Source organism: Cutibacterium acnes, assembly GCF_003030305.1.
In the GTDB taxonomy this organism is placed as follows: Bacteria; Actinomycetota; Actinomycetes; order Propionibacteriales; family Propionibacteriaceae; genus Cutibacterium; species Cutibacterium acnes.
The window spans coordinates 1,873,381-1,888,912 of the sequence record NZ_CP023676.1; the positions used below are offsets into that span (position 1 = coordinate 1,873,381).

The 15,532-nt window shown below is 60.0% G+C and carries 15 protein-coding genes and 1 pseudogene; 9 read left to right on the forward strand and 7 right to left on the reverse strand.

What is annotated here, in order from left to right:
* Window positions 1–279: 279 nt before the first annotated feature.
* The 6 genes and pseudogenes from CPA42_RS09360 to CPA42_RS09385 all read left to right on the forward strand — a co-directional run bounded on the left by CPA42_RS09360 (window position 280) and on the right by CPA42_RS09385 (window position 5,310).
* On the forward strand, window positions 280–1,242 hold the full coding sequence (locus CPA42_RS09360; protein ID WP_002515988.1) for a MetQ/NlpA family ABC transporter substrate-binding protein: 963 nt from the start codon (window positions 280–282) through the stop codon (window positions 1,240–1,242).
* Between the two features lie 31 nt (window positions 1,243–1,273).
* A complete protein-coding gene (locus CPA42_RS09365) occupies window positions 1,274–2,371 on the forward strand; it encodes a methionine ABC transporter ATP-binding protein (RefSeq protein WP_002516027.1) in 1,098 nt (365 codons plus the stop codon).
* A complete protein-coding gene (locus CPA42_RS09370; RefSeq protein WP_002516054.1) occupies window positions 2,371–3,024 on the forward strand; it encodes a methionine ABC transporter permease in 654 nt (217 codons plus the stop codon). Before CPA42_RS09365 ends, CPA42_RS09370 begins: the two co-directional genes overlap by 1 nt.
* Before the next feature lie 96 nt (window positions 3,025–3,120).
* Window positions 3,121–4,383, forward strand: a pseudogene (locus CPA42_RS09375) (phospholipase D-like domain-containing protein).
* A 131-nt stretch (window positions 4,384–4,514) separates the two neighbouring features.
* Window positions 4,515–4,793 (forward strand): GlsB/YeaQ/YmgE family stress response membrane protein, encoded by a 279-nt coding sequence (locus CPA42_RS09380; protein WP_002519616.1) that lies wholly within the window; start codon window positions 4,515–4,517, stop codon window positions 4,791–4,793.
* Between the two features lie 232 nt (window positions 4,794–5,025).
* Entirely contained in the window at window positions 5,026–5,310 is a 285-nt protein-coding gene (locus tag CPA42_RS09385; RefSeq protein ID WP_002516064.1) for a PspC domain-containing protein, read from the forward strand.
* Window positions 5,311–5,575: 265 nt separating this feature from the next.
* Here CPA42_RS09385 and guaA read toward each other — a convergent pair whose 3' ends face one another.
* Entirely contained in the window at window positions 5,576–7,129 is a 1,554-nt protein-coding gene (guaA, locus tag CPA42_RS09390; RefSeq protein WP_002519617.1) for a glutamine-hydrolyzing GMP synthase, read from the reverse strand.
* Between the two features lie 12 nt (window positions 7,130–7,141).
* Between guaA and CPA42_RS09395 the strand changes: the two genes are divergently transcribed.
* Both CPA42_RS09395 and cysE read left to right on the forward strand, forming a co-directional pair.
* The gene (locus CPA42_RS09395; protein ID WP_002515983.1) at window positions 7,142–7,336 is read left to right on the forward strand and encodes a hypothetical protein; all 195 of its coding nucleotides are present in this window, start codon (window positions 7,142–7,144) and stop codon (window positions 7,334–7,336) included.
* Window positions 7,326–7,898: a serine O-acetyltransferase gene (cysE, locus tag CPA42_RS09400; RefSeq protein ID WP_002515970.1), complete on the forward strand. Its 573-nt coding sequence runs from the start codon at window positions 7,326–7,328 to the stop codon at window positions 7,896–7,898. The genes CPA42_RS09395 and cysE overlap by 11 nt, the downstream gene beginning before the upstream one ends.
* A gap of 8 nt (window positions 7,899–7,906) precedes the next feature.
* On the opposite strand, the gene CPA42_RS09405 is transcribed toward cysE, so the two are convergent.
* The 5 genes from CPA42_RS09405 to CPA42_RS09425 form a co-directional block, all read right to left on the reverse strand.
* On the reverse strand, window positions 7,907–8,254 hold the full coding sequence (locus tag CPA42_RS09405) for a chorismate mutase (protein WP_002516071.1): 348 nt from the start codon (window positions 8,252–8,254) through the stop codon (window positions 7,907–7,909).
* A gap of 57 nt (window positions 8,255–8,311) precedes the next feature.
* Window positions 8,312–9,415 carry a GuaB3 family IMP dehydrogenase-related protein gene (locus CPA42_RS09410; protein ID WP_002514772.1) on the reverse strand — a complete coding sequence of 368 codons (1,104 nt, stop codon included), beginning with the start codon at window positions 9,413–9,415 and terminating at the stop codon, window positions 8,312–8,314.
* A gap of 33 nt (window positions 9,416–9,448) precedes the next feature.
* Window positions 9,449–10,963 carry an IMP dehydrogenase gene (guaB, locus tag CPA42_RS09415; protein WP_002516050.1) on the reverse strand — a complete coding sequence of 505 codons (1,515 nt, stop codon included), beginning with the start codon at window positions 10,961–10,963 and terminating at the stop codon, window positions 9,449–9,451.
* 97 nt (window positions 10,964–11,060) lie between these two features.
* The gene (gene mptB / locus CPA42_RS09420) at window positions 11,061–12,590 is read right to left on the reverse strand and encodes a polyprenol phosphomannose-dependent alpha 1,6 mannosyltransferase MptB (protein ID WP_002515961.1); all 1,530 of its coding nucleotides are present in this window, start codon (window positions 12,588–12,590) and stop codon (window positions 11,061–11,063) included.
* Window positions 12,591–12,638: 48 nt separating this feature from the next.
* Window positions 12,639–12,947 (reverse strand): hypothetical protein, encoded by a 309-nt coding sequence (locus CPA42_RS09425; protein ID WP_002519618.1) that lies wholly within the window; start codon window positions 12,945–12,947, stop codon window positions 12,639–12,641.
* Between CPA42_RS09425 and CPA42_RS09430 the strand changes: the two genes are divergently transcribed.
* Entirely contained in the window at window positions 12,885–14,624 is a 1,740-nt protein-coding gene (locus CPA42_RS09430) for an alanine/glycine:cation symporter family protein (protein ID WP_002526465.1), read from the forward strand. The two genes, CPA42_RS09425 and CPA42_RS09430, sit on opposite strands and share 63 nt — an antisense overlap.
* Window positions 14,625–14,873: 249 nt before the next feature.
* Here the strand turns inward: CPA42_RS09430 and CPA42_RS09435 are convergent, their stop codons facing one another.
* Window positions 14,874–15,443 carry a hypothetical protein gene (locus tag CPA42_RS09435; RefSeq protein ID WP_002519620.1) on the reverse strand — a complete coding sequence of 190 codons (570 nt, stop codon included), beginning with the start codon at window positions 15,441–15,443 and terminating at the stop codon, window positions 14,874–14,876.
* Between the last annotated feature and the right edge of the window lie 89 nt (window positions 15,444–15,532).

Here is a 15,532-nt window from a genome sequence, read left to right on the forward strand (position 1 = left end):
CACTACCATGACCGCGGCCATCAGCCACACCGTCGACGCCGACCTTCGCGCGGCCTCGATGATGATGTGCCGCCTGTGCTGCTTGCGAATGCTCGGCACCTGCTGACGGCGGATTCATCTCCGCTGGCAGGACTTCCGCCTCCTTTCCCACTGGTTTGAGCCAGTAGTCGATCTATGCCCATGTCTGCGTCGCTACGCATACCGACATGTCACCCTGCACGATCCCACGATCGATGACCGTTCGCCACACCTCTCTGCGACATTTCCAGGAGACCTACTATGAGCACGCCTATATCCTCAGCTTCCACCCCTGAGGCACTTCCCGAAAAACCCGGAGGACGCCACACCGGCCTCATCATCGCAGCAATCATCATCGTGCTTGCGATCATTGCCAGCATTATCTTCGCGGTAACCAAGAACACGGGACAGGACTCCGCAGCTGATGGCAAGACGACCGTCAAGATCGGCACGACTGAGGCAGCCAACGATTACTGGAACGTCATCAAGAAAAAGGCCGCTGCTGAGAGCATCAACATCGAAGTCGTCAGCTTTAACGACTACACCCAGCCTAACGTGGCGCTGTCCCAGGGACAGATCGACCTCAACGCCTTCCAGCACCTGCTCTTTCTGGCTGATTACGACGTCAAAAATAACGACAACATCACCGCGCTAGCTGCGACCTACATCGTCCCGCTAAATATCTACTCGAAAAAGTACCAGCGGCTCTCCCAGCTGCCCGCCGGGGCAACTATCGCCATCCCGAATGACGCCACCAATCAGGGACGCGCCCTGTTAGTGTTGCAGGAAGCTGGCTTGTTGAAGCTACGGGGTAACGGTTCAGCGTTATCCACCCCCGCTGATGTCATCACCAACCAGTCCAAGGTGAAGGTTAAGGCGATCGATGCAGCCCAAACTGCTGCCTCCCTCGAAGGCGTCGATGGTGCCGTCGTCAATAACAACTTTGCCACAGATGCCGGACTGGACCGCAACAAGGTTCTCTACCAAGATGATGCCGCCGGCAAGTCGGCCGATCCATACCTCAACATCATCGCAGTCAAGGACGCTGACAAGGACAACCCGACCTATAAAAAGGTCGCCAAGCTGTGGTCCGATCCCGACGTCAAAAATGCTATCGTCAAACAATCTGGCGGCACCGCCAAGATCGTCTCCAACCACTCCAAGGCCGATTTAGACAAGATACTTAGTGGCCTAACTACCGACATCAAGAAGTCGAATTCCTGATCCACATCCGATTTCTAGCGAGGCCTTCCACATGGCAACAGATATCACGCCTTCCTCGGCGCCGCAGTGTCCCGACCACATCGTCTTTGAACACGTCACTAAAGAATTTCGTACCCGCTCCGGCACAGTACGAGCCCTTGACGATGTGAGCCTGGCTATTAAGAGGGGTTCCATTTCAGCCGTTATCGGGCACTCCGGAGCTGGCAAATCCACCCTGGTTCGCCTCATCAACGGATTAGAGACTCCCACGCGTGGCCGCGTCTTGGTAGACGGCACCGACGTCTCGCAGCTCTCGGACAAAGCGATGCGCCCGCTACGCGCAGACATCGGGATGATCTTCCAACAGTTCAACCTATTCGGCTCAAGGACCATCTACGACAACGTTGCCTATCCACTCAAGCTGGCTCATTGGAAGAAAGCAGACGAGAAGAAGCGCGTCACCGAATTGCTGAGCTTCGTCGGGTTGACGAGCAAAGCCTGGGACCATCCAGACCAGCTCTCGGGCGGACAGAAACAGCGGGTTGGTATTGCCCGAGCGCTAGCAACTAAACCATCGATTTTGTTGGCTGACGAGTCCACCTCGGCGCTGGATCCAGAAACGACAGCTGATGTCCTATCCCTGCTCAAGCGGGTCAATGCGGAACTAGGGGTGACGGTCGTCGTCATCACCCACGAGATGGAGGTCGTCCGCTCGATTGCCCAGCAGGTCTCGGTACTAGCAGCTGGCCATCTCGTCGAGTCTGGAAGCGCCCGGCAGGTCTTCACTCATCCACAGTCAGAGACCACCCAGCGTTTCCTGGCGACGATTATCGGCCAGCACCCGAGTGGGGAGGAACAGGCACGGTTGCAGTCGGAAAACCCAGATGCACGACTCGTCGACGTCAGTTCGGTGGCCAGTCACTCGTTCGGTGACGCGTTAGCCCGTATAAGCCGTACCGGGGCGTCCTTCCAGATCGTCCACGGCGGCGTCATTGAAGTACACGACGGCTCGCTGGGCAATTACACGGTGGCCTTGTCTGGTCCAGCTCAGGCCGTCGAGCAGGCGGCTCGGATCCTCGACGAGGTATCCAATTCGGCGGCACCAACCGCATCCGCAACCGTCCCGACGCCCACTGAGGAGGCCCACTGATGAACGACTATTTGCGCCCCATCTATCTTCAGTCGATTTGGGAAACCCTCTTCATGGCCCTTATCACCCTCGTCATTGGGGGAATCTGCGGCCTGGTACTGGGAATCTTGCTGTATGCCACCCGGCGTGGTGGCCTGCTGGCCAACAAGATCGTTCACACCATCCTCAACGTCATCGTCAACATCATCAGGCCGATCCCGTTCATTATCTTTATGACGGCGATCGCTCCCCTCACCCTCAAGGTCATCGGCACCACCATCGGGGTGCGGGCGGCCACCTTCCCTCTGTGCATCGCAGCGACCTTCGCCATCTCCCGGATTGTTGAGCAGAATCTTGTCACCGTCGATCCTGGGGTTATTGAGGCGGCCCGCGCGATGGGGGCCGGGCCGTGGCGGATCCTCTTTGACGTCGTTGCCCGGGAGGCGCTAGGGCCGCTGATTCTCGGTTACACCTACATCCTCATTGCGATCGTCGATATGACGGCCATCGCCGGCGCTTTGGGTGGCGGTGGTCTAGGTCAATTCGCTATTACTTACGGTTACCAGCGTTACAACTGGGCAGTCACAGCCGTCGCAGTGGTGACGATCATCATCGTCGTACAGTTGGCGCAGTTCCTGGGCAACTGGTTAGCTCGCCGCGCGCTACGGCGGTAAGCACTGTGGCGACCACCTATATCACCACATACCAATTCCGGACCCTGCCGCCGGCCGCCTCGTCGCCAGTGCACGAGGGCCCGATACTCTGTGCACATGACCTGGGCCCCTCGCCAGAGATTCACTGTTCGCCGCGCACTGCACTGGGTGGCAGGCGGGATAGTTGCCGCCCAGATGGCCACGATGGTCGGACTAGTCACCTTCAACGGCATTAAGCGACGAGGCCGTCGCCCATACCGTTTCCCCACTGCGCCGACGGAGCCCCTCAAGGTGTCTGGTCATCAGGTCGAGATCTTCGCTTTCGGACGTGATCTTTACGCGGCGATGATCGCCGACATCGAGTCAGCTCAACACACCGTCTACCTTGAGACCTTCATCTGGAAAAACGACGAAGTCGGGCGTCATTTTCGGCAGGCACTCGTAGAAGCCGCCGCACGCGGAGTCAAGGTCTATGCGATGTGGGACACCTTCGCCAACCTCGTTGTGGACCCACGATTCTTTCGGCAGCTCGAGGGGGTGCAGGTGCGAGCCCAACCTCTCGTAACTCCCTCATGGATACCGACGCTACGCAATCTGGGGCGAGACCACCGCAAGCTCCTCATCGTCGATTCCAAAGTCGCCTACATCGGTGGGTACAACATCGGCTCCCTCTACGCCGACCGCTGGCGTGACACCCATGCTCGTATTACCGGGCCTGCCGTCGGGGAGCTCGAAAGCGTCTTTGTTGACATGTGGAATCAACGCCCCAAGGGAGCCCTCATCCCCCGGCGCAACCAGCCCGTACTACCCACTCCCGGCGTCCGCTATTGGGATACCGCTTTCGCTGTACACCGCAATTCCCCCCGGATGGCGGTCTATCCCATCCGGAACATGTACCTGGAGGCCATCGATCGCGCGAGTGAGCGGATCTGGATGACCCAGGGCTACCTCATCCCCGATGACGACGTTGTCGCAGCCCTCCACCAAGCTGCATCTCGCGGGGTTGACGTTAGGATCGTCATTCCGGCTGAATCGAACCATGTCATCGCCGACTGGCTGAGCCGGGGCTATTACGACCGTCTCCTCCACTAGGGTGTGCGGCTGTTCCTTTACCAGGGAGCTATGGTCCACGCGAAGACCTGCACTATTGACGGCATTTGGTCGACGATTGGTACAGCGAACCTTGACCGGCTATCCCTCCAAGGTAACTATGAGGTAAACGTCGCTATCACTGACTCCACCGTCGCCCAACGAATGGCTGAGATTTTCGAGATCGACATGGCCAACTGTGTGGAACTGACCTTAGACGAATGGCAGTCGCGCTCTCACATAGCGAAACTCACTGAAGCTCTACTGTCACCTTGGCGACCATTTTTCTAGAATTCCGTCTGCAGCGTAATAAAAATACGTAATCCCTTGTCAAGGTATAGTTGACATTAGTCACATATGACTATATTTACAGTATTTTTCATCCGTTTCGACGGTAGTTACTGGACGGCTGACCCTCTGCAATGGAGGATAGGCCCATGGGATTCATCGGATGGATTGTTCTCGGCCTCATCGCAGGCGCCATCGCTAAGGCCATCATGCCGGGCAAGCAGGGCGGCGGGTTCCTCGTTACTCTGCTTCTCGGTGTCATCGGCGCGGTCCTCGGCGGCTGGCTCGGTTCCGCTATCTTCCACAAACCGCTCGGTAAATTCTGGAGCCCCTGGACCTGGCTCATTTCAATCGTTGGTGCTCTTATCGTCCTGTGGATTTGGGGCATCATCACCAAGAAGAAGGCACAGTAATCACCTGGCCTACCTCTACTCCGGCGAGGCCTCGTCATTGACGGGGCCTCGTTGCGTATCGCGCATTACCCGCCGTCGTCAAGACGGCACGGGAGGCCACGCGGAGTGTAAGCCTCGCATTGCGCTGTTCGCCAGAGTTGGGGAACAGCTTTGACGTGGCATCATGGGTGAAAATCGACCATCTGGAAGATCGACATGATCACGATCACGCACACCCCTCAGGAGGAATGACATGACCAAGCTCATACGCCCCAGCGAGGGGCGCATCATCGGCGGCGTCTGCCAAGGTATCGCTAACTCCCTCAATCTCGACCCCACCGTCGTCCGCGTCGTCGCGGCCCTCCTCATTCTCATGGCAGGTTCCGGACCGCTCATCTACCTCGTCCTATGGGCCATCATCCCCGACGAGGGCAGCGGATCGAGTATGGTGACAGACCTGGCCGACCGGACCCGTTCTCCGCACAAACCTGAAGGCACGCAAGGTTCCAGCGCCCCCTTCGACCCGTACAAGGATTGACGGTCGGGCCTGCGACGTCGCCCGGAACCATTACCATAACCCCGCTGAGTACCTCACCCCGTACGCACTTGAGCGTTTCCTCGCACGGCTTGCAGCCTCGGATTGCACGACACAGACCACGTACTTAAGGGTGGCATTCTCATGGCGGCGTTTACCGAACGCGGACTAACCCGAAACATCGATTTCACCGACATGACCGCACTAACACAGCATGGCCCGCACCAAAAAAGGTACGGGCCATGTCATGTTCACGGTGAGACGGGACTCACTCCCACTCGATGGTAGCCGGCGGCTTAGATGTGATGTCGAGTACCACCCGGTTGATTTGCGGACACGCATTCGTAATGCGAGTCGAGATCTTTTCCAGCACGTCGTACGGGATACGTGCCCAGTCCGCAGTCATGGCGTCCTCGCTCGTCACCGGGCGAAGCACAATGGGAGAACCATAAGTACGCCCGTCACCCTGTACCCCTACCGAATGGACATCACTGAGGAGGACGACCGGGCACTGCCATACCTTGCGATCCAGGCCCGCGGCCCCCATTTCCTCACGTGTGATGGCATCGGCAGTGCGTAACACCTCCAGACGCTCCGCGGTGACTTCGCCAATAATGCGGATAGCCAGCCCCGGGCCCGGGAAGGGCTGACGCCACACGATGTCCTCGGGCAGACCAAGTTCGAGTCCGACGGCTCGCACCTCGTCCTTAAAGAGGGTGCGCAATGGCTCAACGAGACTGAACTGGAGGTCGTCGGGGAGCCCACCAACATTATGGTGGCTCTTGATATTGGCAGCGCCCTCGCCGCCACCAGACTCGACGACGTCGGGATACAAAGTTCCCTGCACCAAGAAGTCGATCGGCTGGTCAGCGTTGAGACGCTTGGCAACATCCTCAAAGGTCCGAATGAACTCGCGTCCAATGATCTTGCGCTTGGTCTCAGGATCGGTGACCCCGGCGAGGGCATCCAGGAAGCGCTGCGACTCATCAGCCACCACCAAATCAGCGCCCGTGGCGGCGACGAAGTCATTCTTGACTTGCTCAGCCTCCCCTTGACGCAGCAGTCCGTGATCGACGAAAACGCAGGTGAGCTGGTCGCCCACAGCGCGCTGCACCAAAGCCGCAGCAACAGCAGAATCGACGCCGCCCGACAGTCCGCAGATGACGCGCCGGTCACCAACCTGACCACGAATCTGCGCGATCTGGTCGCCGACGATCGAGCTAGCATTCCAGTCAGGACGGCATCCGGCAATGTCGAAAAGGAAGTGCTCGAGCACCGTCTGTCCGGACTCCGTGTGGTGCACTTCGGGGTGCCACTGCACGCCAACGAGCCTGCGCTCAACGTCTTCAAACGCCGCCACCGGCGCACCCGCAGTGCGGGCCAACGTCGAAAATCCCTCCGGGGCACGGGAGACGGAATCGCCGTGACTCATCCACACGCTGATGGTGTGGGGAATACGGGACAGAAGCTGCCCCGCGGACGTAATGCACAGGCTGGTGCGTCCATACTCCGATGCTCCGGTATGAGCCACCTGACCGCCGAGAGCCTGGGCCATGGCCTGGAATCCATAGCAGATGCCCAGCACCGGCACACCAGCGTTAAACAACGCCGGGTCGACGCTCGGGGCGCCCTCTGCGTAGACCGAGGCCGGACCACCCGAAAGAATAATGGCGGCGGGTTCCTTAGCGAGCATGTCGCGCACTGGCATGTTATGCGGGACGATCTCGGAGTAAACATTCGCCTCACGCACCCGGCGGGCAATGAGCTGGGCGTACTGCGCGCCGAAGTCGACCACCAGAACGACGTCGTGAAGTTGTTCCATGAAGGCGAGTCTATGGCCCACGACCCCACCTGGCGCCACTCGCGGTCCCCATATCGGCGTGGATCCCTCATCGACCGTGTGACACGATGCCGCACAATGGCGTCAAACCACCTGTCCCCGTTGGCCGGAGGGCCACGGCTCGATATGGTTTGGTTCATCCACCGGCAGTATTCACCGGCAGAACCGAGGTTGACATATGAGCACTGAGACGACGGCCCTGCTCCGGACCCTCAAGCGATGCAAGGAACGTGCGATCGAGGACCTCGACGCCGCCATGCGCGAGGATCCCGCCGCTACCTCGAAGCTCATGGTCGCCATCGCCTACCAAGGTGTTCACGCCATCTGGGCGCATCGCCTAGCCCACGCCATGTGGGTCAAGAAGCCCGCGCTGCGACCACTAGCGCGGTTGTTGTCACAATTGTCTCGCCACATCACCGGCATTGAGATCCATCCGGGAGCGACGATTGGACGCCGGTTCTTCATCGACCACGGCATGGGCGTCGTTATTGGTGAGACGGCGGTCGTCGGTGACGACGTCCTCATGTATCACCAGGTGACCCTCGGCGGCCGCGCCCGCGGACAGTTCAAGCGTCACCCCACGATTGGCAACCGTGTCCTCATCGGTGCCGGAGCCAAGATCATTGGCAACATCACGGTTGGCGACGACTGCAAGATCGGCGCCAACGCGTTGGTCGTCAAGGATGTCGCCCCCGGCACAGTCGTCGTCGGAATCCCGTCGAAGGTGCACCAGGGCGACGTCATCGCCTGATCTGTAGCTCAGCTGCCCGACCCAGGGACATCCGCCTCCCCCGCATCCGCCACTCTAGAGTCGTCGCCAGACTCGTCAGCAATAGCTTCGTGGTGACGCACCACCTCGGCCACGATGAACGTGATGACCTTCTGCGCGAATTCGGGGTCGAGGTTCGACTCGACCGCTAACTGCCGCAACCGCGCGATTTGCTCAGCCTCACGGGCGGGGTCGGCCGGAGGTAGACCGCACTCAGCCTTGAGACGGCCTACCTCGCGGGTAATCCGGAACCTTTCGGCAAGCAGATGGATGAGGGCGGCGTCCATGTTGTCAATCGCGCCACGCAACACGACCAATTCATCGGGCACTTCACTCATGGCCGAAGGCTAGCTATCCACCCGCTCACCGGAACAACATTCTGCGTGGTGGGACGGTTAGCGAATCGTCAGCTCGATGCGCTGGAACTCCTTGACCTCCGAGTAACCAGTGGTGGCCATAGCCTGACGCAGCCCACCAACAAGGTTCATGGTGCCGTCCGGGACACGAGAAGGGCCATTAAGGACCTCAGCGAGGGTCCCCACCGGCTCAAAGTGAACCCGAGCACCACGCGGCAGGTCGGGGTGCCATGCCTCCGCTCCCCAGTGCCAACCCCTACCGGGAGCCTCAGTAGCCCGAGCTAACGGAGAACCGACCATGACAGCGTCAGCACCGCAGGCGATGGCCTTGGCAATGTCACCAGAACGACCCACCGAACCATCAGCGATGACGTGGACGTAGCGTCCCCCCGACTCATCCATGTAGTCACGACGCGCCTCAGCGACGTCGGCGATCGCAGATGCCATCGACACCTGAATGCCCAGCACCTGGCGGGTGGTATGGGTCGCTCCCCCACCGAAACCCACGAGGACGCCAGCAGCACCGGTGCGCATGAGATGCAGGGCTGCCTGGTAGGTGGCGCAGCCGCCAACGATCACGGGGACGTCGAGATCGTAAATGAACTTACGCAGGTCGAGAACGTCGTCACCGTTGGCCACGTGCTCCGCCGACACCGTCGTGCCACGGATGACGAAAAAGTCCGCCCCGGCATTGACCACCGTCTCGGAGAAACGCGAGGCATTCTTCGGTGACAGCGACCCCGCCACCGGCACCCCGGCGGCCCGGATCTCAGCCATCCGTTCGGTGATGAGCTCAGCCTTGATCGGCTCGGCGTAAATCTCTTGCATCCGACGGGTGGTGGCGACATCGTCGCTCAACCCGGCTAGCTCCTCGAGGTACGGGGTGGGATCCTCGTAACGGGTCCACAAACCCTCAAGGTTGAGCACACCAAGGCCGCCCAAACGCCCAAACTCAATAGCCGTTGCAGGGCTCATAACCGAGTCCATGGGGGCGGCCATGATGGGGAAGTCGAAGGTGAGTGCGTCGATGCGCCACTCCAGGTTCACCATCTCGGTGCCACGGGTGCGCCGGGAGGGAATGAGGGCGATGTCGTCCAGGCTGTAGGCCCGGGTGGCACGCTTGCTGCGTCCGATGTCGTACATGATTCCTTTCCTGCCGGATATCCGGCTCGCCCGTCAATGGGCAGAGTAATTAGGGGCTTCGACCGTCATCTGAATGTCGTGCGGATGAGATTCGCGCAGGCCCGCCGAGGTGATGCGCACGAAGCGGCCCCGCTCGTGCAACTCGTCGATAGTGCGAGCCCCGGTGTAGAACATCGACTGACGCAGCCCACCAACCAACTGGTAGGCCACTGCGCCAAGGGGCCCGCGGTAAGCGACCTGGCCCTCGATGCCCTCCGGGACGATCTTGTCGTTGGTCGTGACATCGCCCTGGAAATAGCGGTCCTTGGAGTAGGACAGCTTCTCGCCGCGCGCCGACATGGCTCCCATCGATCCCATACCACGGTAAGTCTTGAACTGTTTACCGTTGATGAAGGCGAGCTCGCCCGGAGACTCTTCGCAACCAGCCAGTAAAGAGCCAAGCATGACGGAATCAGCTCCGGCGACCAGGGCCTTGGCGATGTCACCAGAGTATTGCAACCCACCGTCACCGATAACCGGCACATCATACTGACGAGCAGCCTTGGAAGCTTCAAAAATCGCGGTCACTTGCGGGACGCCCACCCCGGCAACGACGCGGGTAGTGCAGATTGACCCCGGCCCAATACCGACCTTGATGCCGTCAACCCCGGCCGCGCACAGCACCTTAGCAGCCTCATAGGTAGCGATATTGCCCGCAACGACGTCAACCCCCTGGGCAGCTGGCTCGGCCTTCAGCCGGGCGATCATGTCAAAAACACCCTGGGTGTGACCATGAGCGGTATCGACGACGATGAGGTCAACCCCCTCCTCAACCAAGGCCATAGCGCGATCCCACGAGTTGCCGAAGAACCCGATCGCAGCACCCACACGTAGCCGTCCTTGCGGGTCCTTGGTGGCGTTGGGGTACTTGTCAGTCTTGACGAAGTCTTTGAGAGTGAACAACCCACGCAACTTACCGTCGGCGTCGACAAGCGGCAACTTCTCAATCTTGTGGGCAGCCAGCAAAGAAAGAGCGTCAGACGGGCTGGTTCCCACTGGAGCGGTGACGAGTGGGGCTGCGGTCATGACCTCGCGGATAGGACGCTGTGGATTGTCCTCAAAGCGCATGTCACGGTTCGTGATGATACCGACCAGGTTTTCCTTGTCGTCGACGACGGGCACCCCGGATATCCGGTAGGTGTGGCAAAGCTCCTCGGCGTCAGCCAGGGTGGCATTCGGGGAGATCGTGATGGGCTCGTCAATCATGCCGGCCTCAGAACGCTTCACCTGATCGACCATGGCAGCCTGATCCTCAATGGACAGGTTGCGGTGCAGGATGCCAAGGCCACCTTCACGCGCCATAGCGACCGCCATCCGGGTCTCGGTGACGGTGTCCATCGCCGCGCTGACGAGCGGAATCGCAATGGAAATGTTGCGGGAAACCCTCGTCGTCGTCTTGACCTGGGAGGGAATGACGTTACTCTCAACTGGCTGGAGCAGGACGTCATCGAAGGTGAGGGCCAGCGGTGCCAACTCCTCAATCGTGGTCGGGCGGGAATCCGAGGTCATAAGCCACCTTTCGCCGGGATGCTCGCTATCCTATCGCCGCTCGCGTCGACGGTCTTCACCCGTAGCCTGGTCTCCGGCCTTAAGCGAGGTGACCCCGTCAGTTCGCCGCTGTCACGAAAGCCCATGCTTTCGGAATCCGCCAGACGATGAGATACCCCACGATGACCAGCGGCAGGCACACGTATGGCGACCAGTACCACTGCATCATGGTGAGTATGGCGGTAGCAACGACGCCACCAATGACAGCATCGCGATGGGTTCGCCGCAGCTGAACCGAGGCGAGCAACGCCAGTGGACCGATGAGATACCAGGGCTGCAAAGATGCCCCGAAAGCGGCAAAGACAATCATGACGCCCGCCTGCAGCCGAAGCGGGCTACCAATACGGCCGGTCACGACATTGACCGCGTTACGGCTACGCGATGCAATTCGGCCTAGTCGGATATGACAAGGCGGAATGGGGCCCCACCGCACCCAGCACCACATCATGGCAGCGACGGTAAGGGTCAGGCTGACACCAGTCGCCGGCCCAATGAGCCTATTCAACGGAATACCTCCGCTGCCTCGCAAAAACTGTACGACAAGCGCTATCGGAGAGTCGCTGGTCACCGATACCGGGCTACCAGCCGTGCTATTGAGCCAGCCCATGCCTAACCCATGGATCGCGGAAATCCCGCCGAATACAGTCAAGGCAGGAATTGCACCTGCTGCGATACGCGCGAGTAGCGCCGTCCAGCAATTGCGCGTCAACCACCGACGGCCGCCATGACGCACCGCATTGACGTGAACCAGGGCGACGATGCCAACCCCGGCCAACACGCCAGGCTGCTTGACGCTGCCAGCCAGCCCGACGAACGCCCCACCAAGAACGAGCCCGAGCCATCCCCGGCCAATCAACGCCAGACGTATGGCCACAACGAGTGCGACGAGGGACAAACCCACCTGGAGTCCGTCGTTGTGCATGCCCCCCACCACGCTCAAAGTCGTCAATGGACAGCACACCGCCAGCCAGAGGGCATGATCCGGGTCGGTTCCGGCGTAGCGTGCTAAGCGAGGGACGGCCCAAACCATGAGTGCAACACCGATGAGGGCGGGTACTCGCATGAGCATCACTGACCACGTGGGATCTGCGTGAGCGATCTTCACCACGGCTGCCTGAATCCACAGTGACCCGGGGGGATACACCGCCGTCGTTGCTTGCCACGGCGTGTCAACAGCCTTGCCGAGAACTTCAGCCAAACCTTGTGGGACGCGGTATGGATCCATCCCCTGGGTGAGAATCCAACCTTGAGCCGCGTAAGCCCAGCCATCTTGGCTCAACAGCGGCGGGCTAAAGAGCAGTGGCAAGGACCAGACGACCAAAGTCAGCACGCGGCGTCCCACGAGTTTACGAGAACGCAACCACGCAATGATGATGGCGATCAGTCCTGCGATACCGCTGACAGCCACTGCCACACCGACCGGACGCACGTGCGTGGGCACACCACCTTGCGGAGATCCCCACCCCCACAACGTCACCATGACAGAGCCGACAAACCCCATCGTCAACACCTCAACCAGACGTCGCCAATCCGGCTGATTATGCGCCAGGACAGGCTGAGGCTCATCGGGGGGAACGGTCGCGATCATCACCACTCAGCGTAAGGGAACCACACCGTAAGACATCGCGAAGACGCGTCAGTGTCGAAGGTTTTGGACAATGTGACACACCCACCCGCTAAGGTAGCCAAGGCGGTTTTGCTCCGCCGCAGGCGCGGCCTTGCCCGCGGTCATGGTGATGACTGGGCGGCCGCGCTCGCCGAGTCGCTGGTGCCGGTGCGCGCTGAGATCGGTCATCACAGATGGCTGGTACCACACCGTGGTGTTGCCGGGCTTGGTGTCCAATGTCGTCAACGGATAGGACCATTCGTGCCACTTGACATCATGACATCTCCCGTTTCCGCGAATCTCGAGGCCCTTGTCCCAACTCCACTGAGCTTGGATCAAGCCATCGACAACATTGTCTCCCCCATCGCTACTGCTATTTCTGACGCGGTGTTCTGGGCTATTCCACTGCCCGGGGGAAATGAGTTCCCGCTCATTCTGGCTTGGTTACTTGGAGCCGGACTCTTCTTCACCATTTACCTGGGCTTCCAACAGCTGCGTCCAGCATCGATCCGTCACTCCAGCCACGTGATGCGGGGCCACTTCTCCCGACACACAGACCCCGGTGACGTCACCAGCTTCCAGGCCCTCGCAACCGAGTTGTCAGGAACCGTCGGCCTGGGAAACATCGCCGGTGTTGCCATCGCGATCGCAACCGGCGGCCCGGGAGCCTCATTCTGGATTGCGGTAGCCGGATTGGTGGGCATGAGCGTCAAAATGGCTGAGGCCACCCTTGGAGTGAAATTCCGCGTCATCAACGAGGACGGAACCACTTCTGGTGGCCCGATGTACTACCTACGTGACGGTCTTGCGTCGATCGGTAAACCCACATTGGGCCGCGTCCTTGCTTCTCTCTTCGCCATCTGCACTGCCTTCGGTGTCATTGGCGCCGGCAATATGTTCCAGTCCAATCAAGCTGCCTATCAGCTCGCAATGTTCGCCGGCGGTCAGGACTCCTGGATCGGCACCCACATGTGGGTCGTCGGCGTGGTCTTCGCGATACTCGTCGGGATTGTCATCGTCGGGGGTGCCTCCAAGATTGGCGCCGCGACCTCCAAGATTGTGCCATTCATGGGCATCCTCTACGTCATCATGTGCCTGGCCGTCATTGGCGCCAACATCTCCCAGGTCGGCAGTGCCTTTGAGGCCATCTGGTCCGGCGCCTTCACCGGTCACGGTGTCGCCGGGGGAATCCTCGGAGTCCTGATCGTCGGCGTCCAGCGTGCGGCATTCTCGAATGCGGCCGGTATCGGTACCGCTGGCATCGCCCACTCTGCGGTAAAGACGCGTCGTCCAGCCCAAGAAGGCTTCGTTGCCATGTGGGAGCCCTTCATCGACTCAGTCGTCATTTGCACCATGACGGCCATCACCATCATCATCACCGGGGTCTATCGGAACAGTGGTGCCGATGGCGTGCAAATGACCGCCCAGGCATTAAAGACCGTTGCCCCGTGGTTCAGCTCCTTGCTGACGCTAGCCGTAGTGTTATTCGCATTCTCGACGATGCTGTCCTACTCGTTCTATGGCAAGAAGGCCGTAGGCTACCTGTTCGGCAATTCGACCACCGCCGAGCGCATCTACAACGCACTCTTCCTCATCTTGCTGGTAGTCGGAGCTGCGACAAATATGGCATCGATTCTTGATCTGGCCGACGCCATGCTTTTCCTCATGGCGCTGCCGAACGTGCTAGGAATGTACTTCTTAGCACGCGTCGTGGCGCGCGAGATTAAGGGGCACCGGGAGCGTATCGACGCCGGAGTCATCCCGCAGGTTCCCGAGGATGCCCAAGTGGGCATGATGGTGGTCAATGAGGCAACCCCCGAACAGCTCGAGAATGCCGATACCGAGTATGCCCTGCGTGCCGCAGCCCAGGATGCTCGCAGTAAGGAGCTTCAGCTAGGACACACTGCCCCCGATACCGAGCGCGACTACCTGCAACACCTGCCGGAAGACCATGAGATTTTTAACACCATGGACCGGGAAGGCAAACCGCTCAAAGACCAGCGTCACGAGTCGTAGAGCCTGGAAATGGGGCGCCTCGCAATCCGCAAAGCTTCACGGCGCTGCGAGGACTACTTTCTGAGCACCAAGCCTCCTTAGAATGAAATTCCGCGTCATCAACGAGGACGGAATCGCCTCTGGTGGCCTATTCTGCGTGACGGACTGGCCCCCATCGGCAAGCGCGACCGCCACTCCGCACACAGATAGGCCGACCGAACCCCGAAGGGCTCGGCCGGCCAATCGTCGTGGGCATCTGCCCGATAATTCTCAGCCTTGGGTGTTCGGGTTCGGCATCTGGGTAGGCGGCTGCTGACCCTTGTCATTGCTGAGCTGGTTCTGCAACTGGCCCTGCGCCAGGAGAGCGGACATTTGGGCCTGCTGGATGGTCGCGAAATTCTGGGCCTGGTTCATCGACTCACGGTGCATGAGAAGGGCCTGATCGGCGTACAGACGCTGTTCGACCTCCTGCTTGAAGCTCTGCAGCTTGGCCTTCTCCAGAGCAGAAACGGTCAGGCTCGTGACAGAACCAGCATTGTTAACGACCCTCAGCTCGGCGTCCATCGTCGTAAGAACCGCGACGATTAACAGGAGCAAGGCGAGGACGCCCAGCACCGGTTGATGCGCATTGAACATGGAAATCATGAGGACGAGCCAGACTATTGCCATGATTGCGCGACCTGGGTGGAACTTGCTGTTCACGCCAACCTCGCTGATGGAGCCGAGGGGCATGGCGGCATCGTCATGCCCCAGCGGAATCACACCCAGGAGCGTATTGGACTTTCGCGCCAGAAGGCGCCGGCTCGTCACGGTCAGCTCGGTCTTGAGCCAAGCCGTCATCAATGATGGGGAATAGTGGGTGACAAAGACATTCGTCTCCCCAGGAGCGAAACTGAATTCACTTTTGCTGCGGTCTCCCTGCTGCGTGC

What these genes read in the sequence shown, in the direction of transcription:
- CPA42_RS09360 (WP_002515988.1), top strand. Translation starts at nt 280, where the DNA reads ATGAGCACGCCTATATCCTCAGCTTCCACCCCTGAGGCACTTCCCGAA.
- CPA42_RS09365 (WP_002516027.1), top strand. Translation starts at nt 1,274, where the DNA reads ATGGCAACAGATATCACGCCTTCCTCGGCGCCGCAGTGTCCCGACCAC.
- CPA42_RS09370 (WP_002516054.1), top strand. Translation starts at nt 2,371, where the DNA reads ATGAACGACTATTTGCGCCCCATCTATCTTCAGTCGATTTGGGAAACC.
- CPA42_RS09380 (WP_002519616.1), top strand. Translation starts at nt 4,515, where the DNA reads ATGGAGGATAGGCCCATGGGATTCATCGGATGGATTGTTCTCGGCCTC.
- CPA42_RS09385 (WP_002516064.1), top strand. Translation starts at nt 5,026, where the DNA reads ATGACCAAGCTCATACGCCCCAGCGAGGGGCGCATCATCGGCGGCGTC.
- guaA (WP_002519617.1), bottom strand. Translation starts at nt 7,129, where the DNA reads ATGGAACAACTTCACGACGTCGTTCTGGTGGTCGACTTCGGCGCGCAG.
- CPA42_RS09395 (WP_002515983.1), top strand. Translation starts at nt 7,142, where the DNA reads ATGGCCCACGACCCCACCTGGCGCCACTCGCGGTCCCCATATCGGCGT.
- cysE (WP_002515970.1), top strand. Translation starts at nt 7,326, where the DNA reads ATGAGCACTGAGACGACGGCCCTGCTCCGGACCCTCAAGCGATGCAAG.
- CPA42_RS09405 (WP_002516071.1), bottom strand. Translation starts at nt 8,254, where the DNA reads ATGAGTGAAGTGCCCGATGAATTGGTCGTGTTGCGTGGCGCGATTGAC.
- CPA42_RS09410 (WP_002514772.1), bottom strand. Translation starts at nt 9,415, where the DNA reads ATGTACGACATCGGACGCAGCAAGCGTGCCACCCGGGCCTACAGCCTG.
- guaB (WP_002516050.1), bottom strand. Translation starts at nt 10,963, where the DNA reads ATGACCTCGGATTCCCGCCCGACCACGATTGAGGAGTTGGCACCGCTG.
- mptB (WP_002515961.1), bottom strand. Translation starts at nt 12,590, where the DNA reads ATGATCGCGACCGTTCCCCCCGATGAGCCTCAGCCTGTCCTGGCGCAT.
- CPA42_RS09430 (WP_002526465.1), top strand. Translation starts at nt 12,885, where the DNA reads ATGACATCTCCCGTTTCCGCGAATCTCGAGGCCCTTGTCCCAACTCCA.
- CPA42_RS09435 (WP_002519620.1), bottom strand. Translation starts at nt 15,443, where the DNA reads ATGACGGCTTGGCTCAAGACCGAGCTGACCGTGACGAGCCGGCGCCTT.